Origin of the sequence: Streptomyces sp. NPDC002564, from assembly GCF_042889645.1 — a bacterium.
Classification (GTDB): domain Bacteria; phylum Actinomycetota; class Actinomycetes; order Streptomycetales; family Streptomycetaceae; genus Streptomyces.
In genome coordinates this window covers 61,311-83,505 of the sequence record NZ_JBIARE010000013.1, presented here as the reverse complement: position 1 = coordinate 83,505, position 22,195 = coordinate 61,311, and the positions used below count along the sequence as shown (strand labels likewise).

The 22,195-nt window shown below is 72.7% G+C and carries 21 protein-coding genes; 15 read left to right on the top strand and 6 right to left on the bottom strand.

Annotated elements, in window-relative coordinates; translation table 11 throughout:
• Window positions 1-219 precede the first annotated feature (219 nt).
• The 3 genes from ACFYXE_RS33255 to aroQ all read left to right on the top strand — a co-directional run bounded on the left by ACFYXE_RS33255 (window position 220) and on the right by aroQ (window position 2,940).
• A complete protein-coding gene (locus ACFYXE_RS33255) occupies window positions 220-1,215 on the top strand; it encodes a TerC family protein (RefSeq protein WP_389319020.1) in 996 nt (331 codons plus the stop codon).
• Between the two features lie 79 nt (window positions 1,216-1,294).
• Window positions 1,295-2,395, top strand: coding sequence for a calcium:proton antiporter (locus tag ACFYXE_RS33250; protein ID WP_361171626.1), 1,101 nt, complete (start codon window positions 1,295-1,297; stop codon window positions 2,393-2,395).
• An 80-nt stretch (window positions 2,396-2,475) separates the two neighbouring features.
• Entirely contained in the window at window positions 2,476-2,940 is a 465-nt protein-coding gene (gene aroQ / locus ACFYXE_RS33245; protein ID WP_361171623.1) for a type II 3-dehydroquinate dehydratase, read from the top strand.
• A gap of 33 nt (window positions 2,941-2,973) precedes the next feature.
• On the opposite strand, the gene ACFYXE_RS33240 is transcribed toward aroQ, so the two are convergent.
• Both ACFYXE_RS33240 and ACFYXE_RS33235 read right to left on the bottom strand, forming a co-directional pair.
• Entirely contained in the window at window positions 2,974-3,630 is a 657-nt protein-coding gene (locus ACFYXE_RS33240; protein WP_389319017.1) for an MBL fold metallo-hydrolase, read from the bottom strand.
• A gap of 10 nt (window positions 3,631-3,640) precedes the next feature.
• Complete coding sequence (locus tag ACFYXE_RS33235) at window positions 3,641-4,324, bottom strand: maleylpyruvate isomerase family mycothiol-dependent enzyme (protein ID WP_389319015.1); 684 nt, start codon at window positions 4,322-4,324, stop codon at window positions 3,641-3,643.
• Window positions 4,325-4,553: 229 nt separating this feature from the next.
• Between ACFYXE_RS33235 and uvrA the strand changes: the two genes are divergently transcribed.
• Entirely contained in the window at window positions 4,554-7,700 is a 3,147-nt protein-coding gene (uvrA, locus tag ACFYXE_RS33230) for an excinuclease ABC subunit UvrA (protein WP_389319013.1), read from the top strand.
• Window positions 7,701-7,830: 130 nt separating this feature from the next.
• Complete coding sequence (locus ACFYXE_RS33225) at window positions 7,831-8,595, top strand: crotonase/enoyl-CoA hydratase family protein (protein WP_389319011.1); 765 nt, start codon at window positions 7,831-7,833, stop codon at window positions 8,593-8,595.
• Between the two features lie 9 nt (window positions 8,596-8,604).
• Here the strand turns inward: ACFYXE_RS33225 and ACFYXE_RS33220 are convergent, their stop codons facing one another.
• Window positions 8,605-9,213, bottom strand: a complete 609-nt coding sequence (locus ACFYXE_RS33220) for a YceI family protein (RefSeq protein ID WP_361175189.1) — start codon at window positions 9,211-9,213, stop codon at window positions 8,605-8,607.
• A 140-nt stretch (window positions 9,214-9,353) separates the two neighbouring features.
• On the opposite strand from ACFYXE_RS33220, the gene ACFYXE_RS33215 reads away from it, so the two are divergent.
• Complete coding sequence (locus ACFYXE_RS33215; RefSeq protein ID WP_389319009.1) at window positions 9,354-10,211, top strand: helix-turn-helix domain-containing protein; 858 nt, start codon at window positions 9,354-9,356, stop codon at window positions 10,209-10,211.
• A 123-nt stretch (window positions 10,212-10,334) separates the two neighbouring features.
• Here ACFYXE_RS33215 and ACFYXE_RS33210 read toward each other — a convergent pair whose 3' ends face one another.
• Window positions 10,335-11,261: a carbohydrate kinase gene (locus tag ACFYXE_RS33210; RefSeq protein ID WP_389319007.1), complete on the bottom strand. Its 927-nt coding sequence runs from the start codon at window positions 11,259-11,261 to the stop codon at window positions 10,335-10,337.
• Window positions 11,262-11,530: 269 nt separating this feature from the next.
• Here ACFYXE_RS33210 and ACFYXE_RS33205 point away from each other — a divergent pair, with 269 nt between their 5' ends.
• A complete protein-coding gene (locus ACFYXE_RS33205) occupies window positions 11,531-11,956 on the top strand; it encodes a Rieske (2Fe-2S) protein (RefSeq protein WP_389319005.1) in 426 nt (141 codons plus the stop codon).
• 24 nt (window positions 11,957-11,980) lie between these two features.
• On the opposite strand, the gene ACFYXE_RS33200 is transcribed toward ACFYXE_RS33205, so the two are convergent.
• The gene (locus tag ACFYXE_RS33200) at window positions 11,981-12,898 is read right to left on the bottom strand and encodes a hypothetical protein (RefSeq protein WP_389319160.1); all 918 of its coding nucleotides are present in this window, start codon (window positions 12,896-12,898) and stop codon (window positions 11,981-11,983) included.
• Between the two features lie 423 nt (window positions 12,899-13,321).
• On the opposite strand from ACFYXE_RS33200, the gene ACFYXE_RS33195 reads away from it, so the two are divergent.
• Both ACFYXE_RS33195 and ACFYXE_RS33190 read left to right on the top strand, forming a co-directional pair.
• Window positions 13,322-13,978: a papain-like cysteine protease family protein gene (locus tag ACFYXE_RS33195; protein WP_389319003.1), complete on the top strand. Its 657-nt coding sequence runs from the start codon at window positions 13,322-13,324 to the stop codon at window positions 13,976-13,978.
• Between the two features lie 5 nt (window positions 13,979-13,983).
• Window positions 13,984-14,793: a hypothetical protein gene (locus ACFYXE_RS33190; protein WP_361175174.1), complete on the top strand. Its 810-nt coding sequence runs from the start codon at window positions 13,984-13,986 to the stop codon at window positions 14,791-14,793.
• Between the two features lie 76 nt (window positions 14,794-14,869).
• On the opposite strand, the gene ACFYXE_RS33185 is transcribed toward ACFYXE_RS33190, so the two are convergent.
• The gene (locus ACFYXE_RS33185) at window positions 14,870-15,823 is read right to left on the bottom strand and encodes a L,D-transpeptidase (RefSeq protein WP_389319001.1); all 954 of its coding nucleotides are present in this window, start codon (window positions 15,821-15,823) and stop codon (window positions 14,870-14,872) included.
• A 147-nt stretch (window positions 15,824-15,970) separates the two neighbouring features.
• Between ACFYXE_RS33185 and ACFYXE_RS33180 the strand changes: the two genes are divergently transcribed.
• From ACFYXE_RS33180 to whiA, 6 genes are all read left to right on the top strand, one after another.
• Window positions 15,971-16,492: a SigE family RNA polymerase sigma factor gene (locus ACFYXE_RS33180; RefSeq protein ID WP_389318999.1), complete on the top strand. Its 522-nt coding sequence runs from the start codon at window positions 15,971-15,973 to the stop codon at window positions 16,490-16,492.
• Complete coding sequence (locus ACFYXE_RS33175; RefSeq protein ID WP_389318997.1) at window positions 16,482-17,096, top strand: L,D-transpeptidase; 615 nt, start codon at window positions 16,482-16,484, stop codon at window positions 17,094-17,096. The genes ACFYXE_RS33180 and ACFYXE_RS33175 overlap by 11 nt, the downstream gene beginning before the upstream one ends.
• An 86-nt stretch (window positions 17,097-17,182) precedes the next feature.
• A complete protein-coding gene (gene uvrC, locus ACFYXE_RS33170; RefSeq protein ID WP_389318995.1) occupies window positions 17,183-19,207 on the top strand; it encodes an excinuclease ABC subunit UvrC in 2,025 nt (674 codons plus the stop codon).
• On the top strand, window positions 19,204-20,139 hold the full coding sequence (rapZ, locus tag ACFYXE_RS33165; protein ID WP_389318993.1) for an RNase adapter RapZ: 936 nt from the start codon (window positions 19,204-19,206) through the stop codon (window positions 20,137-20,139). The genes uvrC and rapZ overlap by 4 nt, the downstream gene beginning before the upstream one ends.
• Window positions 20,136-21,158 carry a uridine diphosphate-N-acetylglucosamine-binding protein YvcK gene (yvcK, locus tag ACFYXE_RS33160; protein ID WP_361175157.1) on the top strand — a complete coding sequence of 341 codons (1,023 nt, stop codon included), beginning with the start codon at window positions 20,136-20,138 and terminating at the stop codon, window positions 21,156-21,158. Before rapZ ends, yvcK begins: the two co-directional genes overlap by 4 nt.
• Window positions 21,149-22,138, top strand: a complete 990-nt coding sequence (gene whiA / locus ACFYXE_RS33155) for a DNA-binding protein WhiA (RefSeq protein ID WP_361175154.1) — start codon at window positions 21,149-21,151, stop codon at window positions 22,136-22,138. The genes yvcK and whiA overlap by 10 nt, the downstream gene beginning before the upstream one ends.
• The last annotated feature ends 57 nt before the right edge of the window (window positions 22,139-22,195 follow it).

Genomic DNA, 22,195 nt, shown 5'->3' with positions numbered 1-22,195 from the left:
GCCTTTTGGCTCTTGTTTGCCATCTCCTTTACCAATGCTTGGTGTTTCGCGTACGCTTCTACCTGCGGAGGGGAGTACTCCCGGCTGCGACGTACCCGTCAATACGGACCGCCATCGGTCCCGGGGCGTCGGCCCGATTCATGGCGGTGACCGCCTCGGGTGGAAGAGACCTCCGGCAGCGACGACGCTGATCAGTAGCCGTACGACGCCGGAGGCGCAGTGGACGTTTCAATGACCCTGTGGGTGACGACCGTTCTCGGTCTGTGTGCCCTGATCGCGGTCGACTTCTTCATCGGGCGCAAGCCCCATGACGTGTCGATCAAGGAAGCCGGAATCTGGACGATCGTCTGGATCGTCCTCGCGGCGCTCTTCGGCGTCGGCCTGCTGGTCGCGGGCGAGAGCCAGGCGTCCGGTGAGTTCTTCGCCGGCTTCATCACCGAGAAGTCCCTCTCCGTGGACAACCTCTTCGTCTTCATCCTGATCATGGCGAAGTTCTCGGTGCCCTCCCACCTCCAGCAGCGCGTGCTGCTGTTCGGCGTGCTGATCGCCCTGGTCCTGCGAGCGATCTTCATCGCCGCCGGCGCCGCGGTCATCGCCAACTTCTCGTGGGTCTTCTACATCTTCGGCGCGTTCCTGATCTACACCGCCTGGAAGCTCATCCAGGAGGCCCGGGCCGACGACGAGGAAGAGGACTGGGAGGAGAACCGCCTCCTGAAGTCCATCGAGAAGAAGTTCGGCGTCTCCGACCGGTACGAGGGCACCAAGCTCTTCATCCGGAAGAACGGCAAGCGCATCATGACGCCCCTCATGGTCGTCATGCTCGCCATCGGCACCACCGACGTCCTCTTCGCGATGGACTCCATCCCCGCGATCTTCGGCCTCACCCAGGACCCGTACATCGTCTTCACCGCCAACGCCTTCGCCCTGATGGGTCTGCGCCAGCTGTACTTCCTCATCGGCGGCCTGCTCAGGAAGCTGGTCCACCTCAGCTACGGCCTGTCGGTGATCCTCGGCTTCATCGGCGTGAAGCTCGTCCTGCACGCCCTCCACGAGAACGGCGTGCACGTCCCCGAGATCTCCATCCCGGTCTCGCTGGGCGTCATCTGCGGCGTCCTGGTGATCACCACGATCACCAGCCTCATCGCCTCCAAGAAGCAGGAGCAGGCGGCGGCCGAGGCCGGCGAGGACGCCGAGAAGGACAGCGTCGAGGCCTGACGGTCCTCGCTCCCCGCCCGGGGCACCGGGCGGGGAGCACCGAGTAGCGGCACCCAGACGCCCGGGGCAGCATCGAGTCATGGTCACTCGGCTCCGGGCGCTCGGCATGCAGTGGACGGCCCTCGTGCCGGTCCTCGCGATCGTTCTCCTCGCGCTCACCTGGGGGCGGGACCTGCCGGGCCTGCTCGTCGCCCTGGTCACGCTGATCCTCGCCGGGGCGGTGCTCGCCGCCGTCCACCACGCCGAGGTGATCGCCCACCGCGTCGGGGAACCCTTCGGCTCCCTCGTCCTCGCGGTCGCCGTCACCATCATCGAGGTGGCGCTGATCGTCACCCTGATGGCCGACGGCGGCGACAAGAGTGCCACCCTCGCGCGGGACACCGTCTTCGCCGCCGTGATGATCACCTGCAACGGCATCGTCGGACTCTGCCTCCTGGTGGGTGCGCTGCGCCACCGCGTCGCCGTCTTCAACCCCGAGGGCACCGGCGCGGCCCTCGCGACCGTCGCCACCCTGGCCACCCTCTGCCTGGTCCTGCCGACCTTCACCACCACCAAGCAGGGCCCGGAGTTCTCCACCGGTCAGCTGACCTTCGCCGCGATCGCCTCGATCGTCCTCTACGGCATCTTCGTGACCACCCAGACCGTGCGGCACCGCGACTACTTCCTGCCCATCACCAAGCAGGGCGAGGTCATCGACGCCGACAGCCACGCCGAGGGGCCCTCCTCCCGGCAGGCGCTGCTCAGCCTCGGGCTGCTCGCCCTGGCCCTGATCGGCGTGGTCGGCCTCGCCAAGGGCGTCTCCCCGACGATCGAGTCGGGCGTGGAGAGCGCCGGCATGCCGCACGCCGTCGTCGGTGTGGTCATCGCGCTCCTCGTGCTGCTCCCGGAGACCATCGCGGCCGTGCGCGCCACCCGCCGCGACCGCGTGCAGACCAGCCTGAACCTCGCCCTCGGCTCGGCGATGGCCAGCATCGGCCTGACCATCCCGGCCGTCGCCGTCGCCTCCGTGTGGCTGTCGGGGCCGCTCGTGCTCGGGCTGAGCTCGACCCACATGGTGCTGCTCGCGCTGACCGTGATCGTCGGCACGCTCACGGTCGTGCCCGGCCGCGCCACCCCCCTGCAGGGCGGCGTCCACCTGGTGCTGTTCGCGGCGTTCCTGGAACTCGCGGTCACCCCGTAGCGGCGCGCGGAGGTGCGGAGATCATCCCGGCGTACGACGGTGGCGCCTGCCGCGCGGAGGCCGCGTGATAGACCTCCCCTATGACGCGCAGCCTCGCCACCGCCCCGATCATGATCCTGAACGGCCCGAACCTGAACCTCCTCGGCCGCCGCCAGCCCGAGATCTACGGCACCGACACGCTGGCCGACGTCGAGGCCCTGTGCGCCGGGGCGGCCGCGGCGCACGGCGGGACCGTGGACCTGCGGCAGAGCAACCACGAGGGCGAGTTGGTCGACTGGATCCACGAGGCGCGCGAGCACCACGCGGGCATCGTCATCAACCCCGCCGCCTACTCGCACACGTCCGTCGCGATCCTGGACGCGCTCAACACCTGTGACGGCATGCCGGTGGTGGAGGTGCACATCTCCAACATCCACCAGCGCGAGGCGTTCCGGCACCACAGCTACGTCTCACAGCGCGCCGACGGGGTCATCGCGGGGTGCGGCGTGCAGGGGTACGCGTTCGCCGTCGAGCGGGTGGCGGCGCTGGTCGCCGCCGGGGCGTGACGCGCGCCCCCGGCATCGCCGGGGCCTGACGTCTCACCAGCCCCGCGCGCGCCACTCCGCCAGGTGCGGGCGCTCGGCGCCGAGCGTCGTGTCGCCGCCGTGGCCGGGATACACCCACGTCTCGTCCGGCAGCGCGCCGAAGATCTTCGTCTCGACGTCGGCGATCAGGCTCGCGAAGGCGTCCGGGTCCTGCCAGGTGTTGCCGACGCCGCCCGGGAAGAGGCAGTCGCCGGTGAACACGTGCGGGTGGCCGTGCGGGTCGTCGTAGACCAGCGCGATCGAGCCCGGGGTGTGGCCCACCAGGTGCCGCGCGGTCAGGGACACCCGGCCCACCGTGACCGTGTCGCCGTCGTCGACCGCGACGTCCGTGGCGACCGGGATGCCCGGGGCGTCCTCGCGGCCCGCGAACGTCCGCGCGCCCGTCGCCGACACGACCTCGGCGAGGGCCTGCCAGTGGTCGCCGTGCTGATGGGTGGTGACGACGGACGCGATGCCGTCGTCACCGATCAGCGTGAGCAGCGTCGCGGCGTCGTTCGCCGCGTCGATCAGCAGCTGCTCACCGGTGGCCCGGCAGCGCAGCAGGTAGGCGTTGTTGTCCATCGGCCCGACCGCGACCTTCGAGATCATCAGATCCTGGAGTTCGTGCACGTCCGCCGGTCCGCCGACCTTCACCGCTCCGCTGTACGTCATGTGCGCCAGCCTATAGCGGGGGCAGCGCGGGCAGGAGGCCGCCTTCGGCCGTCAGCGCGGAACCGTCGCGGCGGCCGGCGAGCCAGCCCACCAGGTCCGGCGCGGGCCCCGAGACGGTGATCTCGGGCTCGCCGTCCCGGCCGGTGCTCCACGCGTGCGTGCCGTCCGTGACGCGGGTGGCGGGCACGTCGGGGTTCCCCGAGAAGCGGGACGCCAGGAAGGTGATCTCGCGGCGGACGAAATCCGCCGGCAGGTCCTCCAGCTCGTACCCGATCCCCAGGTCGACGTGGTGCAGCTCGACCTCCACCCAGCGCCGGAACGGCACGCGGGACGCGGAGTCGGTGACGCCGTTGCGCAGGGTGATCGTGCGCGACCAGTCCGCGGGGAGCGCGGCCTGCGCCTCGAAGCCCGCCGCGCTCTGCCGCACGTCCTCCAGCTGCTCGGCGAGCGCCCGCGGGGCGTCCCGCGCTATGTCCGCGTCCCGGGTCTCGGCACTCGGGTACATGGGGCGCCCCGCGAGGACGTTCACCAGGGCGTCGGCGTTCCGCGCGAGGTGGGCCAGGACGTGGCCGCGGCTCCAGCCGGGAAGCCGTGACGGCTCGGCGGTCGAATCGTTGTTCAGTTTCGCCGCTGCGGTGAGCAGTCGGTCGGTCGCGTCACGTACAGACGCCAGGTCGCGCACATGATCAATCATGCGGTCGACGATAGCCGCGCCACACCTTCGGGTGAAGGTGTCAGGGGCGGCCCGCAAATCGAATGCACGTGCTATATGGTCGGGGGCGGCATCGGGCATTCTTGAAGGTCCGGGTTTGTTGTGTACGTGGAACCAGGGAAGCGGCCCGGCGTTGTCAGTGGCTCGCCCTAGTCTGTGAACGACGGGGGTTTCACCCCTGTCACCACTCTCAAGAAAGGTGCGGACCGGCGTGGCCGACCGTCTCATCGTCCGTGGCGCGCGCGAGCACAATCTCAAGAACGTCTCGCTCGACCTCCCGCGTGACTCCCTCATCGTCTTCACCGGTCTCTCCGGGTCGGGCAAGTCCTCGCTCGCGTTCGACACGATCTTCGCCGAGGGCCAGCGGCGCTACGTCGAGTCGCTGTCCTCGTACGCCCGGCAGTTCCTCGGCCAGATGGACAAGCCCGACGTCGACTTCATCGAGGGCCTCTCCCCGGCGGTCTCCATCGACCAGAAGTCGACCTCGCGCAACCCGCGCTCGACGGTCGGCACCATCACCGAGGTCTACGACTACCTGCGCCTGCTCTTCGCGCGCATCGGCAAGCCGCACTGCCCCGAGTGCGGCAGGCCCATCTCCCGCCAGTCGCCGCAGGCCATCGTCGACAAGGTCCTCGAACTGCCCGAGGGCAGCCGCTTCCAGGTCCTGTCCCCGCTGGTGCGCGAGCGCAAGGGCGAGTTCGTCGACCTCTTCGCCGACCTGCAGACCAAGGGCTACAGCCGCGCCCGGGTCGACGGCGAGACGATCCAGCTCTCCGAGCCGCCCACGCTGAAGAAGCAGGAGAAGCACACCATCGAGGTGGTCATCGACCGCCTGACGGTGAAGGACTCCGCCAAGCGCCGCCTGACCGACTCCGTGGAGACCGCGCTCGGCCTCGCCGGCGGCATGGTCGTGCTCGACTTCGTCGACCTCCCCGAGGACGACCCCGAGCGCGAGCGGATGTACTCGGAGCACCTCTACTGCCCGTACGACGACCTGTCCTTCGAGGAGCTGGAGCCCCGCTCCTTCTCCTTCAACTCGCCCTTCGGCGCCTGTCCGGACTGCACCGGCATCGGCACGCGCATGGAGGTCGACCCGGAGCTGATCGTCCCCGACGAGGACAAGTCGCTCGACGAGGGCGCCGTCCACCCCTGGTCGCACGGCCACACCAAGGACTACTTCGGCCGGCTCGTGGGAGCACTCGCCGACGCCCTCGGCTTCTCCACCGACATGCCCTGGGCGGGCCTGCCCCAGCGCGCCAAGAAGGCGCTCCTGTACGGCCACAAGACCCAGATCGAGGTCCGCTACCGCAACCGCTACGGCCGCGAGCGGGTCTACACCACCGCCTTCGAAGGTGCCGTCCCCTTCGTCAAGCGCCGGCACAGCGAGGCCGAGAGCGACGCGAGCCGCGAGCGCTTCGAGGGCTACATGCGCGAGGTGCCCTGCCCCACCTGTGAGGGAACCCGCCTCAAGCCGATCGTCCTGGCCGTCTCGGTCATGGGGAAGTCCATCGCCGAGGTCTCGGCGATGTCCATCAGCGACTGCGCGGACTTCCTCGCAGAGCTGAAGCTGGGCGCCCGCGACAAGAAGATCGCCGAGCGCGTCCTGAAGGAGGTCAACGAACGCCTGCGGTTCCTGGTCGACGTCGGCCTGGACTACCTCTCGCTGAACCGCGCCGCGGGCACCCTCTCCGGAGGCGAGGCCCAGCGCATCCGCCTGGCCACCCAGATCGGCTCCGGCCTCGTCGGCGTGCTCTACGTCCTGGACGAGCCGTCCATCGGCCTGCACCAGCGGGACAACCACCGCCTGATCGAGACCCTCGTCCGCCTGCGCGACATGGGTAACACCCTGATCGTCGTGGAGCACGACGAGGACACCATCAAGGTCGCCGACTGGGTCGTGGACATCGGCCCCGGCGCGGGCGAGCACGGCGGCAAGGTCGTGCACAGCGGCTCCATGAAGGAGCTCCTCGCCAACGACAAGTCGATCACCGGGCAGTACCTCTCGGGCAAGAAGTCCATCCCGGTCCCGGACCTGCGCCGCCCCGCCGACCCGTCCCGGCAGCTCACGGTGCACGGCGCCCGGGAGAACAACCTCCAGGACATCGACGTCTCCTTCCCGCTCGGCGTGCTCACGGCGGTCACGGGCGTCTCGGGCTCGGGCAAGTCGACGCTCGTGAACGACATCCTGTACACGCACCTGGCCCGCGAGCTGAACGGCGCCCGGTCCGTCCCCGGCCGCCACACGCGCGTGGACGGCGACGACCTCGTCGACAAGGTCGTGCACGTCGACCAGTCGCCCATCGGCCGCACCCCGCGGTCGAACCCGGCGACCTACACCGGAGTCTTCGACCACGTCCGCAGGCTCTTCGCCGAGACGACGGAGGCGAAGGTGCGGGGCTACCTCCCCGGCCGCTTCTCCTTCAACGTCAAGGGCGGGCGCTGCGAGAACTGCTCCGGTGACGGCACGATCAAGATCGAGATGAACTTCCTCCCGGACGTGTACGTCCCGTGCGAGGTCTGCCACGGCGCGCGGTACAACCGCGAGACGCTGGACGTCCACTACAAGGGCAAGTCCATCGCCGAGGTCCTCGACATGCCGATCGAGGAGGCGCTCGACTTCTTCGAGGCCGTGCCCGCCATCGCCCGGCACCTGCGGACGCTCCACGACGTCGGCCTCGGGTACGTGCGCCTGGGCCAGTCGGCGCCCACGCTCTCCGGCGGCGAGGCCCAGCGCGTGAAGCTGGCCTCCGAGCTCCAGAAGCGGTCCACCGGCCGCACCGTGTACGTCCTGGACGAGCCGACCACCGGTCTGCACTTCGAGGACATCAGCAAGCTGATCACGGTCCTGTCCGGACTGGTCGACAAGGGCAACACGGTCATCGTCATCGAGCACAACCTCGACGTGATCAAGACCGCGGACTGGGTCGTCGACATGGGCCCCGAGGGGGGCAACGGCGGCGGTCTGGTCGTCGCCGAGGGCACGCCGGAGGAGGTCGCCGGGGTGCCGACCAGCCACACCGGCAAGTTCCTGCGGGACATCATCGCGGCGGACCGGATCAGTGACGCGCTGCCCTCGCAGGGCCGGGCGCAGGCCAAGAAGGCCGCGGCGAAGAAGACGGCCGCCAAGAAGTCCGCCGCCAAGAAGGCGGTGGCGGCGAGCGCCACGGCCACCAAGAAGACGGCCACGGCCAAGACCGACGCCACGGCCAAGACCGGCACCGCGGCGAAGAAGACGGCCGCCACGAAGACGACGGCCGCCACGAAGAAGGCCGCCGCCACGAAGAAGGCCGCCGCCACCAAGCAGGCCGCCCCCAAGAAGGCCGCCGCCAAGAAGACGGCACGGGCCCGCAAGGCCTGACCGGCCCGCACCCCCGCGGCGCCCCGTCCCTCACCAGGGGCGGGGCGCCGCGCGTACGCCCCGTGGCCAGGAGGCCCGCGGCCCGAACACGCTCTTGTCGGGCGCCCCGTTCCCGTGGTCGGCTTGGCACATGCCCGTACGCAGCGAACGCGCAGGCCCCGTCACCACCGTCGTGCTGTCCAGGCCGTCCGCGCGCAACGCCGTCGACGGGCCCACCGCCCGCGCCCTCGCCGACGCCTTCCGCGCCTTCGACGCCGATCCGGACGCCGCCGTCGCCGTGCTGTGGGGCGAGGGCGGCACGTTCTGCGCGGGCGCGGACCTCAAGGCCATCGGCACCCCCGACGGCAACGACGTGTCCCGGGACGGCGACGGACCCATGGGCCCCACCCGGATGCGGCTGTCCAAGCCGGTGATCGCGGCGATCTCCGGCCACGCCGTCGCGGGCGGACTCGAACTGGCCCTCTGGTGCGACCTGCGCGTCGCCGAGGAGGACGCCGTCCTCGGGGTGTTCTGCCGCCGCTGGGGCGTCCCGCTCATCGACGGCGGGACCGTGCGGCTGCCCCGGCTGATCGGCGAGGGCCGCGCGCTCGACCTCATCCTGACCGGCCGCCCCGTGGGCGCGGCGGAGGCGCTCGGCATGGGGCTGGTCAACCGGACCGTGCCCGTCGGCACCGCGCGCGCCGCGGCCGAGCGGCTCGCCGCCGAGATCGCCGCGTTCCCGCAGACCTGTCTGCGCCGGGACCGGCTCTCCGTGCTCGACCAGGGCGGACGGTCCGAGCCGGAGGCGATGGACGTGGAGCTGGACCACGGCCTGCACTCCCTGGCCGACGCGGCCCGGGGCGCGGAGCGTTTCGCCGCGGGCGCCGGGCGGCACGGGGTGTTCACGGACCGCTGAGGCGGCCGCTCACCGCTCCGCGGCAGGCTCCGCGGCGGCCCCGGCGACGGGCTCCAGGAACTGCATGTCCAGCTGGATCTTCACGACCTCGCCGAGCACTCCCGGGGCGAAGGACAGGCCGAACTCGCTGCGCCGGATCTCGCCCGTCGCCTCGAAACCGGCGTGCCTGCGGTCCTGCCCGGGGAACTCCTCGACGCCGCCGAACTCCACGTCCAGCGTCACCGGCCGGGTCACGTCGCCGATGGTCAGCTCGCCCGCCATCACCCACTCCTCGCCCGCACCCTCGATCCGGGTCGAGCGGAAGGTCATCGTCGGCCGGTTCGCGACGTCGAGCAGGTCCGAGGCGACCACGTGCGCGTCCCGGTCCTTGTTGCCCGTGTCGATCGAAGCGAGCCCGACGGTGGCGGTCACCGAGGAGTCCTCGACGCGCTCACCCACCACCAGCTCGGCCCGCACGTCGGAGAAGCGGCCGCGCACCTTGGAGATGCCGAGGTGGCGGATGGCGAAATTGACGGCGGAGTGGAAGGGCTCGATCTCCCAGACCCCGGCGGCCAGCGGCGGCGCGGGGGTGGCGGAGGCGGTGGTGGCGGGCGTCGATGCGGAGGTTCGAAGAGTCATGCGACCACCTTGCGGCGCCGCCGGGCCGTGAGGAAGGCCGGGCCGATGCTGGTAGTGGCAGGGCCACGATCCGCGCGGCGGGCGCTGGTACGTTCGTACGGTGAGGAACAAGGAGCTGTCCGTACGGTGAGCGACGACCGGTGAGCGACAACGAACTGGGCGCCTTCCTGCGCCTGCGCAGGGAAGCCGTGACGCCGACCGAGGTCGGGCTGCCCAGCGGCCCCCGCCGGCGCACGCCGGGCCTGCGCCGCTCCGAGGTCGCCACCCTCGCCGGGATCAGCGTCGAATACCTCACCCGGCTCGAACAGGGCAGGGACCGCCACCCGTCGGCCCAGGTGCTCGGCGCGCTCGCCGACGCGCTGCGGCTGCGGGTCGAGGAGCGCATCCACCTGCGCCGCCTGGAGAAGGAGGCGGGCGGCAACGACCCCTGCTGCCCCGCGGCCGTGCCGCCCGCGGAGTCGGTCCGCCCCACCGTGCGCGCCATCCTGGACACCCTGGAGCCCGCGCCCGCCGTCCTGCTCAACCGCCTCGCCGACGTCCTCGCCTGCACGGAGGGCTACCGGCGGATCGCCGGGCCGCTCGGCGTCCTGGACGGCGAACGCCCCAACCTCGCCCGGTTCGTCTTCACCGACGAGCGGGCCCGCACCGCCTACCCCGACTGGGACCGTTTCGCCGACGACATGGTCGGCCACCTCAAGACCGACTCGATGCTGGACGACCCGCACGTGCGGGCCTTCACCGACGAGCTGACGGTCTACGCGGGCGCCCCCTTCGCCGACCGGCTCGCCGGTGCGCCCGTACTGCCCCGGCGCAGCGGCGTCGAGCGGCTGACCCACCCCGACGCCGGTCCGCTCCGCCTGGAGTACGAGACGCTCGCGCTGCCCGACAGCGACCCGCAGCGGTTGATCGTCTACGTCCCGGCCGACCCGGCCACGGCGGGCGCCCTCGACCGGCTCAACGGCCGCAGGCCCGGCGGTCTGCACGCGGTCAACGGCTGAGGCCGGAGGCGGCCGGCTCCCGACGGGGACCGGCTCCGCCACGTGCCGCGGCGCATCGCTCGTCCCCGGCCTCCCCTCCGTCCGGGAGGGGACACCCGTGCAAACGGCGCGGCGGGGCGGAACTCATCGGCCGGGCGAGGCCAGCTCGGCGGCGTACGGCGGTTCCGCACCCGCCCGTGAGCAGGTCAGGGCCGCCGCACGGGCCGCGAACCGCAGTACGTCGGTCCAGCCCTCGACGCCCAGGCCGGCCAGCGCACCGGCCGACAGGGCGTCCCGTGCCGCCAGGCCGTGCAGCAGCGCCGCGTTGACGGTGTCGCCCGCACCGATCGTGTCCACCACGTCGACCGCCTCGCCGGGCACGCGCAGCTCCCCGCCGTCCGGCGTGTACAGCGACATGCCGTCGCCGCCGCGGGTGACGACCACGGCCGCGGGCCCCGCCGCGAGCCACTCCCGGGGGCTGCCGCCGAGCCAGTCGGCGTCCTCCTGCGACAGCTTGAGCAGCGACACCGAGGGCAGCCAGCCCCTGAACCGCGCGCGGTAGGCGTACGCGTCGGGGATCAGCCCGGCGCGCACGTTCGGGTCGAGCGCCGTGAAGACACCGCGCGCCGCCGCGTGCCGCAGCAGCTTCTCGTACGCGCTCGCTCCCGGCTCCAGGACGAGGGAGCAGGTGCCGAACGACATGGCCCGTACCCCCTCGGGGAGCCGGTCCGGCGCCTCGAAGAGCCGGTCGGCCGTCCCCTCGACGTAGAAGGAGTACCCGGCCGAGCCGTCCGCGCCGATCGAGGCGACGGCGAGCGTCGTCGGCTCGGGCCCGCGCCGCACCGGCGACACGTCGACCCCGGCCGCCCGGAGACCGTCCAGCAGCGCCTCGCCGAACGCGTCCCGGGACACCCGCGAGCAGAAGGCGACGGGCGAGCCGAGCCGGCCGAGCGCCACGGCGGTGTTGTACGGCCCGCCGCCGAGGCGCGGCGCGAGCGCGGGCAGCCCCGCGTCGCCGTCCGTGTCCTGCGGCACGAGGTCGATCAGGGCCTCTCCTGCGACGACTATCACGGGTGGTTCCTCTCGGGCGCTGCCTGGCTCGGCTCGGGCGTCGCGGCACGCGGGCGCGGCGCCCCGCTCAGGCTAGGCCGTGCGCGGGGCCGCGGGCGGAAGCGGGCGGCACTCGGGCGCGCTCGCGCCGGACCCGGTCGTACGACGCCACGGCAGGGGCGCGCAGGGGCCGCCACCCTCGCGGGGGCCGCGCCCGGCGCGGTCGTGGCACTGTGCACCGGTATCGTCTGATCCGTCACCGACGCACGCCCCTGACCTGTGGAGACACCATGTCCGGCACGCCTCACGCCCGCCGCACCGTGCTGCGGGCCGCCGCTCTCGCTCCGGCCGCCGGGCTCGGGCTCACCGCCTGCTCGTCCGGCGAGGGCGGCAACCGGTCGGCGCCGACCGCGCCGGTGGACCTGGGCGCGTCCGACGAGGTGAAGGTCGGCGCCTCGAAGCTGTACCCGGACCAGCACGTGGTCGTCAGCCGGATCACCGAGGACCGGTACACGGCGTACAGCACGATCTGCACCCACGCGGGCTGCCCGATCAACAAGCTGGAGGGGCACAAGCTGATCTGTCAGTGCCACGGCAGCCAGTTCGACGCCACGAACGGCAAGGTGCTGCACGAACCGGCCGTCGAGCCGCTCGCCGAACTGCCGGTGAAGGTGACCGACGGCAAGATCGTCGCGGGCCCGGCGAAGAAGGACTGACCGCGGGCCGCGGACCCGGCCCGCTCAGTCCCAGTCCCACGCGATCCCGACGATCCCCGCCCGCACCTGCGGCTCCACCAGGTGCACCGAGCGGTGGCTGCCGCTGAGCGTGAGCTCCTGCCGCCCGCCGCGCGGGGCGGCCGCGGAGTGCTGGGTGAAGCGGTGGCAGCGCACGGGCAGGGCCGCCTCGTCGTAGCGGATCTGCAGCGCGTACTGGCCGCCGCCGTAGGTGAAGCCCCGCTGGTACTCGGTGGCGGGTCCGGCCGTGCCGTCCTCGAAGCCGTAGCCGAACAGATGGGTGTCGCCCGCGCGCAGCCGCGCGTCGAAGAGCAGTTCGGCGACGAGCACGCCCGTCCCCTCGTGCCACCGCACGCGCCCCGTCCGGCAGTTCTCCAGGGCGCGGACCAGGACCCGGCCGGGCGCGCACCCGGGATCGCCGTGGTGGATGGCCACATAGCGGTCCACGCCGTCCCGGTGGGCGCGCACCACGTGCTGCGACTCGCGGCCGACCAGCTCGCGCCGGGCGCCGATCCGCACCCGCTCGTGGTGGCCGATGGTGTGCAGCCCGCCGTCGACGGGGGAGCCGAGCTCGGCCAGGAGCGAGCGCAGCACGTCGGACGCCTCCACCAGGGAGCGGTAGGAGCGGGCGGCGGGCCGTGCCCGGTCGACGCGTTCGGCGGGGCGGACGAGCAGCCGGATCAGTGACTCCTCCGGCAGCTGCAGGATCTCCTCCAGGGCGCGGACGGCCCGCAGGGACTCGGCGCGCTGCGGCCTGCGGGCGCCCTGCTGCCAGTAACTCAGGCTGGTCACACCGACGTTGACGCCGTGCCGGGACAGATGGTGGCGGATGCGCTGCAGGGGCAGCCGCCGGGCGGCGATCGCGGTGCGCAGCGCGAGATGGAACGGGCCGGTGCGCAGGGCCGCCGCCAGGTCGGCGGGCACGCCGCCGTCGGGGGCGGCGTCGGGGGCGGCCGGGGGCGACGGGGTGCCCTGCGGGGGGACCGTGGCGCGGTCGCCGTCGGCTTCGTGGTCCCCGTGGTCGTCGCGCCCGCCGTGCTCGCCGCAGGCGTGCGCGTCGATCCGGTCGCCGGGGCCCTCGTGCGTGCTGCGTTCGTCCGCGAGTCGTGTGCCGTGCCGCAAAGCGGACTCCTTCTGTGAACGTTCACTCGTGCGGTTCCGGCGTTCGCGCCGGTGGGGGCGGGCTGCCAGGTGGACGCACGGCCCCCGTTCACATCCGTACGCCGCCGTTCACGCCCCAAGTAATTCCGCATTGAAGCGTGTTGACCTGCACCCGACAACACTCGATGCTCAATCGCAGCGTCCGGACGCGCTCCTCCACACCCCACCTCGCTCGGGAGGAACGCGATGCGCCCACCACAGACCAGGAGCCGCGGCGGCAGGCAAAGACGCCTCTCCGCTCTCGCCGTCGTCGCCGCGGCCCTGTTCGCCGCCCCCGTGGCCACGGCCACGGCGGCCCCGCTCGACACCGCCCCCGTCCCGTCGGCCGCACCCGAGGCCGCCGGCCCGTCCGTCCAGGTCCAGGCCGCCAAGCGGCTGAACATCACCATGCAGGCCCAGCAGAAGACCAACTGGTGCTGGGCCGCGGGCGGCAACACCATCGCGACCTTCCTGGGCCGCAACTACAGCCAGAACCAGTTCTGCAACGCCGCCTTCGGCCGCAACCAGAACACCGAGTGCCCCAACAATCAGGCCACCCTCGGCAACGTGCAGAGCGGCCTGCGCTGGGCGGGCATCAACCCCGGCTCGTACGTCACCGGCTGGCTGCGCTACCCGACCGTGCAGGCCGAGATCGACGCGGGCCGCCCGGTCGAGACCCGCATCCAGTGGTCCAACGGCGGCGGGCACATGCACGTCCTGTACGGCTACGACGACGCAAGCAGCTGGGTCTACTGGGGCGACCCCTGGCCCTCCAACGACCGCTACAACTGGGCCTCGCACGCCTGGTACGTCGACAACAACACCTTCTCCTGGACCCACTCGCTCTACCGGATCGGGGCGTGAGAGCGATGACCCGTCACCTTCCCCGCCACCTGGCCAGGGCCGCGCTCGCCGGTACGGCCGCCACCCTCCTGCTCGGCCTCGCGGGACCGGCGGCCTCCGCCGACTCGGGACCCGCCGCGCCGTCGGCCGCCACCCGCGACGCCGCCCACCGCGCGGCCGCCGCACCCCGGACCCTCGACACGCTCTCCCGCTTCTTCGCCCGGGAGGGAACCCTCTCCCGCACCGCGGCCGACCCGCGGATCGAGGGCGCGGCCGTCCCCGTCTACTACCTCTCCCCGGACTTCGTCGCGGGCAAGAAGGGCGCGCCGGTCGCCCGCCTGGAGTTCCTCGCCAGCAAGGCGGTCTCCTCCGACGGCCAGGAGGCCTCCCTGTGGACCGCCCGGCAGGGCGGCTCCTGGCAGGTCGTGAACATCGCCACCGGCGACGACGAGACCCACTACGCGCGCGTGGGCCACCGCAAGCTGCCCGGCGGCACCGTCTTCCACGAGCCGCAGATCAACGCCTGGTACGTCCAGGACGACGACCACGCGCGCGTGCTGCCCCTCGACCGGGACGCGGTCCGCGCCGTGGGCGCCGACGGCACCTCGCTCGCCGCCTACCGCGCACGGGTCCAGCGGGCGTACGGGGACAAGCTGCCGGGCTCCGCGTACGAGAAGTCGGGCAAGGCCGGCGGCTACGACACCGCGCAGCCTGCGGCGGACTCCGTGCGCGGCCCGGTCACGGTGGCCTCCTCGGTGGCCGGCGCGGGCGCCCTGATCGCCCTCGGCATCTCCGGGACGGCCCTCGTGCGCCGCCGCGCGGCGCGGCGGGACTGACCCGGGAAGGCCCGCGGGGCACAGCAGCGGCGGCCGGGACGCCGGCCGCCGCTGCCGTGGAGTCCGCCTCCGGGCGTCAGCGCAGCGCGCTGCCCGCCCGCCACCGCGTCCAGTCGACGTTCCAGCCGCCGTAGCCGTTGCCCGGCGCCACGGTCTCCTTCGAGCCGACGACCCGCACGATGTCGCCGGGTATCACCTCGTCGTAGAAGCGCCGCGCGGTCCCGTCGGTGGGCAGGCCGATGCAGCCGTGCGTCACGTTGCTCTCCCCGGCGGCCGCGTTCGCGTTCGGGTTCTCGTGCAGGTACGTGCCCGAAGTCGTCAGGTGCACCGCGTAGTTGTAGTAGTCCTTGTACGCCCTCCCGTAGCCCACCGTCCGGGAGTCCATCAGCACCCGGGACTGCTTGTCGAGGACGACCATCGTGCCGTTCCAGGTGTCCATGCCGGGCGCGCCCGCGGTGACCTTCACCCGGCGCGTGCTGCCGTCCTTCACCACCGTCATCGTGTGGCTGCGCACGTCCACGGTCGCGACGAGCGAGCGCCCCACCGCGAACGTCCTGGCGTCCCCCGACCCGGCCCGCACGGTGACCCGCGTGCCGGACTTCCACGGCGCGCGGGGCCGGTAGTCGACGCGCTGCCCGTCGTGCAGATTGCGGTCCTTGACCCAGCTCCACGACCCCGTCACGCCGGGGTCCGCGGTCACCTTCAGGCGCCGCTCCACCGCGGCCCGCTCCCCGGCCGGCACCGGGCGGGCGAAGGTCAGCGATATCGGCATGCCGACGCCCACCGTCTGGCCGTCGGACACATTCATCCGCACGTCCTTGAGGGCCGCCGGCTCCGGGGCGGGCTTCTTCGCGGGCTGCTGCCGCGCGGCCGCCGCGCGGTCCGCCGCCGTCGACGCGGGCTCCGGGCGGGCCGACCGCCCCCCGTCCGCGCCCTGCGGCGCGGAGCACCCCGCGAGCACCAGCGAGCAGAGCACCGCCGCCGCTCCCCACGCGCGCGTGCCGTGTCCCGCCGTCATTCCTGTGGTCATCCGTCCCCCTGGGCTGTGTTTCGATATACGCGACATGTACGCACGGGGCACGCGGCAGGTTGCACACGAGACGCAGGAATTTCCGGACCGGTCGCACACCGGTCGCGGATCACGTGATCCGGCGGGGCCGGACAGGGGCGCGGGGGCATGACGGAGGACGAGTTCGACGCGTTCTACACCACCGCCTTCCCGCGCCTGGTCGGCCAGTTGTACGCCCTGACCGGGGACCACGGGGAGGCGCAGGACGTCGTCCAGGAGGCGTTCGTCCGCGCCTGGGACCGCCGCGACAGCTTCCTGGCCGACGAGGCCCCCGAGGCCTGGATCCGCACGGTCGCCCTGCGCCTCGCGGTGAGCCGCTGGCGCCGGGCCAGGCGCTGGCTCGACCTGGTGCGCAGGAACCCGCCCGCCGACCGCGTCCCCGGCCCGGGTCCCGAGCACACCGCCCTGGTGCAGGCCCTGCGCACCCTGCCGGAGGCGCAGCGCACGGCCGTCGTGCTGCACCACCTGTGCGACCTCAGCGTGGAGCAGGTAGCCTCCGAGACCGGCTCGCCCGTCGGAACGGTCAAGGCCCGCCTCTCGCGGGGCCGGGCGGCGCTCGCCGCGCAGCTGTCCGCGGGGCGGGACGGCGACGACGAGCGGAGCGCGAAGGAGGGTGGCCGTGTCCGATGACCTGAGCGCCGCGCTCCGGGACCTGGCGGCCGACCACCAGACGCCGCCCCCCGGGCCGGGGGCCGAGATCCGCCGCCGGGCCGTCCGGCGCCGCCGCAGGCGCCGTACCGCCGTCGCCGGAGCGGCCCTCGCCACCGCCGCCGTCGCCGCCACGGTCACCGCGGGACTGCTCTCCGGGCCCGACGACCGCCCGCACCGCACGCCCGCACCGGTCGCCACCGACGGCACCCGGGCGCCCGCCGCCACCGTCGACCTGTCCCGGCACCGGATGACCGTCGGCGACCGCACGCTGCCCGTCTCCGCGGGCAGCGCCCGCCACCCCACCCCGGCCGGCCGGATGACCGTCGTCGCCCTGCACCGCGAAAAGCGGCTGCCCGCCGGGGACTTCGGCCTCGGAGGGGAGTACGACCTGACGCTGCCGTGGGTCGTCGAGCTGCGCACGCCGGACGGGCGCACCAACTACGTCGTCGCGCTGACCTACGACGAGAAGGCGCCCGGCGAGCGGGACATCACCCGGGGCTGGCTCGGCCTGCGCACCGCCGACGCCCGGCTGCTGTACGACCGGCTCGCACCGGGCGACGTGATCGTGGTGCGCACCGGCTGACCTCGCCCGGGCCACGCGAGCGCGCTGCGCACCGGGCGGCCGGACGCAGGCCCGCGCTGTCAGCCCCCGCCAGTAGGCTGTCCGACATGGCCGACCCTTCCAGCTACCGCCCCAAGCCGGGACAGATCCCCGACGCCCCGGGGGTCTACAAATTCCGCGACGAGCACCGCCGGGTGATCTACGTCGGGAAGGCCAAGAGCCTGCGCCAGCGCCTGGCGAACTACTTCCAGGACCTGGCCGGGCTGCACCCGCGCACCCGCTCCATGGTGACCACGGCCGCCTCCGTCGAGTGGACGGTGGTCACCACCGAGGTCGAGGCGCTGCAGCTGGAGTACTCCTGGATCAAGGAGTTCGACCCCCGGTTCAACGTCAAGTACCGCGACGACAAGAGCTATCCCTACCTCGCGGTGACGATGAACGAACAGTTCCCGCGCGTGCAGGTGATGCGCGGCGCGAAGAAGAAGGGCGTGCGCTACTTCGGTCCGTACGGCCACGCCTGGGCGATCCGCGACACGGTCGACCTCCTGCTGCGCGCCTTCCCCGTCCGCACCTGCTCCGCGGGCGTGTTCAAGAACGCCACCCGCACCGGCCGCCCCTGCCTCCTCGGCTACATCGGCAAGTGCTCGGCGCCCTGCGTGGAGCGCATCACCCCCGAGGACCACCGCGAACTCGCCGAGGACTTCTGCGACTTCATGGCCGGCCGCACGGGCACCTACATCCGCCGCCTGGAGCGGCAGATGGCCGACGCCGCCGAGGACATGGAGTACGAGCGGGCGGCCCGCCTGCGCGACGACATCGACGCCCTCAAGAAGGCCATGGAGAAGAGCGCCGTCGTCCTCGCCGACGCCACGGACGCGGACCTCATCGCCCTCGCCGAGGACGAGCTGGAGGCCGCCGTGCAGATCTTCCACGTCCGCGGCGGACGCGTGCGCGGCCAGCGCGGCTGGGTCACCGACAAGGTCGAGGCGGTCACCAGCGGCGACCTCGTCGAGCACGCCCTCCAGCAGCTGTACGGGGAGGAGAGCGGCGACGCCGTGCCCAAGGAAGTGCTCGTCCCCGCCCTGCCGGACCCGACAGAGCCGGTCCAGGAGTGGCTGACCGAGCGCCGCGGCGCCAACGTCTCGCTGCGCATCCCGCAGCGCGGCGACAAGAAGGCCCTCATGGAGACCGTCGCGCGCAACGCCCAGCAGTCCCTCGTCCTGCACAAGACCAAGCGCGCCTCCGACCTGACCACGCGCTCGCGCGCCCTGGAGGAGATCGCCGCCGCCCTGGAGCTGGACAGCGTTCCGCTGCGCATCGAGTGCTACGACATCTCGCACCTCCAGGGCGACGACGTGGTGGCCTCCATGGTCGTCTTCGAGGACGGCCTGGCCAGGAAGAGCGAGTACCGCCGCTTCCAGATCAAGGGCTTCGAGGGCCAGGACGACGTCCGCTCCATGCACGAGGTGATCACGCGCCGCTTCAAGCGGTACCTCGCCGAGAAGGAGAAGACGGGGGAGTGGGTGGACGAGGAGACCGGGGAGATCGCCGATCTCGGGCCCACCGAGGAGGACGGCCGCCCCAAGCGCTTCGCCTACCCGCCCCAGCTCGTCGTGGTCGACGGCGGCCAGCCCCAGGTCGCGGCCGCCCGCCGGGCCCTGGACGAGCTCGGCATCGACGACATCGCGGTCTGCGGCCTGGCCAAGCGCCTGGAGGAGGTCTGGGTCCCCGAGGAGGACGACCCCGTCATCCTGCCGCGCACCAGCGAGGGCCTCTACCTCCTGCAGCGCGTGCGTGACGAAGCCCACCGCTTCGCCATCACCTACCAGCGCACCAAGCGGGCCAAGCGCTTCCGGGCGGGCCCGCTGGACGACGTGCCGGGCCTCGGCGACGCGCGCAAGCAGACGCTGATCAAGCACTTCGGTTCGGTGAAGAAGCTCCGATCCGCGACAATCGACCAGATCTGCGAGGTTCCGGGCGTCGGCCGCAAGACGGCCGAGGCCATCGTGGTGGCCCTCGCCCGGGCGGCACCCGCCGCGCCCGCCGTGAACACGGCGACCGGAGAGATCATGGAAGAGGAGGAGCCCGTGACCGCGGGCACCTCGGAGGAACGACGGGGGCAGGAGACATGACCGAGCACGACGAAGGTGGAGAGCAAGTGAGTGCGGGCACGCCGATCGAGACGCCGGGAGTGCCGGACGCCGCGATCCCCGAGCTGGTGATCATCTCCGGCATGTCAGGAGCCGGGCGCAGCACGGCCGCCAAGTGTCTGGAGGACCTCGGCTGGTTCGTGGTCGACAACCTGCCGCCCGCGCTGATCCCCACCATGGTGGAGCTCGGCGCCCGCTCGCAGGGCAACGTCGCCCGTATCGCGGTCGTCGTCGACGTCCGCGGCCGGCGCTTCTTCGACAATCTCCGCGAGTCCCTCGCGGAGCTGGCGTCGAAGAACGTCACGCGGCGCATCGTCTTCCTGGAGTCCTCCGACGAGGCCCTGGTGCGCCGCTTCGAGTCGGTGCGCCGCCCGCACCCGCTGCAGGGCGACGGCCGCATCGTCGACGGCATCGAGGCCGAGCGCGACCTGCTGCGCGAGCTGCGCGGCGACGCCGACCTGGTCATCGACACCTCCAGCCTGAACGTGCACGAGCTGCGCGCCAAGATGGACGCCTCGTTCGCGGGCGAGGAGGAGCCCGAGCTGCGGGCCACCGTCATGTCGTTCGGCTTCAAGTACGGCCTGCCGGTCGACGCGGACCTCGTCGTGGACATGCGCTTCCTGCCGAACCCGCACTGGGTCCCCGAGCTGCGCCAGTACACCGGCCAGAACGAGGAGGTCGCCGCGTACGTCTTCAACCAGCCCGGCGCCAAGGAGTTCCTCGACCGGTACGCCGAGCTGCTCCAGCTCATCGCCGCGGGCTACCGCCGCGAGGGCAAGCGGTACGTGACGATCGCCGTCGGCTGCACGGGCGGCAAGCACCGCTCCGTGGCCATGTCGGAGAAGCTCGCGGCGCGCCTGGCGTCCGAGGGCGTGGAGACGGTCATCGTCCACCGGGACATGGGGCGAGAGTGACACCGAACCGCCGGACCGTCCGCCTGAGCCGACTGGGCCGCAAGCGGGGCACCCAGCCGAAGGTGGTCGCGCTCGGCGGGGGCATGGGGCTCTCCGCCTCGCTCGCCGCGCTGCGCCGCATCACCGGGGCCGGGGACCTCACCGCCGTCGTCACGGTCGCCGACGACGGCGGCTCCAGCGGCCGCCTGCGCGACGAGCTCGGCGTGCTGCCGCCCGGCGACCTGCGCAAGGCGCTCGCCGCGCTGTGCGGCGACGACGACTGGGGCCAGACCTGGTCCCGCGTCATCCAGCACCGCTTCCAGTCCAAGGGCGACCTGCACGAGCACGCGGTCGGCAATCTGCTGATCGTCGCCCTGTGGGAGCAGCTCGGGGACCACGTCCAGGCCCTCGACCTGGTCGGCAGGCTGCTCGGCGCGCAGGGCCGGGTGCTGCCCATGTCGGCCGTGCCGCTGGAGCTCCAGGCCCTGGTCCGGGGCCACGACCCGGAGCGCCCGGACGACGTGGACACCGTCCGCGGCCAGGCCACGGTGGCCCTCACCCCCGGCGAGGTCCAGTCCGTGCACGTGGTCCCGCACGACCCGCCGGCCGTCCCCGAGGCGGTCGCCGCGGTCCTGGACGCGGACTGGGTGGTGCTCGGCCCCGGCTCCTGGTTCTCCTCGGTGATCCCGCACCTGCTGGTGCCGGATCTGCTCGACGCGCTGACCGAGACGAAGGCCCGCAAGGTCCTCCCGCTCAACCTCGCTCCGCAACCGGGAGAAACCGAAGGCTTCTCTCCGCAGCGTCATTTGGAGGTTTTGGCCCGACACGCCCCTAAACTCGCCCTGGACGTGGTGCTGGCCGACGAGGCCGCCGTGCCCGACCGTGAGTCACTGACCGATGCCGCCAAGCGGCTCGGCGCCACGGTCGAGCTGGCGCCGGTGGCCCGGCCCGACGGGACTCCGAGGCACGACCCGGAGCTCCTGGCAGCCGCGTACGACCGTATTTTTCGGATGCATGGAAGGATCGGCCCATGGCGATGACGGCAGCGGTGAAGGACGAGATCTCCCGGCTCCCCGTCACCCGGACCTGCTGCAGAAAAGCAGAGGTCTCGGCGATCCTGCGGTTCGCGGGAGGCCTTCACCTGGTGAGCGGCCGCATCGTGATCGAGGCGGAGCTGGACACCGCGATGGCCGCCCGGCGGCTCAAGCGGGACATTCTGGAGATCTTCGGGCACAGCTCGGAGCTGATCGTGATGGCCCCCGGCGGCCTGCGGCGCGGCTCGCGGTACGTGGTGCGGGTGGTCGCCGGCGGTGACCAGCTGGCCCGCCAGACGGGCCTGGTGGACGGCCGCGGCCGTCCCATCCGCGGCCTGCCGCCGCAGGTGGTCTCGGGGGCCACCTGCGACGCCGAGGCCGCTTGGCGCGGGGCCTTCCTCGCGCACGGCTCGCTCACCGAGCCCGGCCGCTCCTCCTCCCTGGAGGTGACCTGCCCGGGCCCGGAGGCCGCGCTCGCGCTGGTCGGCGCGGCGCGCCGGCTGCAGATCGCGGGCAAGGCGCGCGAGGTGCGCGGCGTGGACCGGGTCGTGGTGCGCGACGGCGACGCGATCGGCGCACTGCTCACCCGATTGGGCGCACACGAATCGGTGCTCGCCTGGGAGGAGCGGCGGATGCGCCGCGAGGTGCGCGCCACCGCCAACCGCCTGGCCAACTTCGACGACGCGAACCTGCGCCGCTCGGCCCGCGCGGCCGTCGCGGCCGGCGCCCGCGTGCAGCGCGCCCTGGAGATCCTGGGCGACGAGGTGCCCGAGCACCTCGCGGCCGCGGGCCGGCTGCGGATGGAGCACAAGCAGGCCTCCCTGGAGGAGCTGGGCGCGCTCGCCGACCCGGCGCTGACCAAGGACGCGGTGGCGGGCCGGATCCGCCGCCTGCTCGCCATGGCCGACAAGCGGGCGCAGGACCTGGGCATTCCGGGCACCGAGTCCAACCTGTCCGAGGAGCTCGCGGACAACATGGCGGTCTGACGCCCGCCCCGCAGGCCTCCTGAGCCGCTGGTGCCCCACCGGGCACCGGCGGCTTTC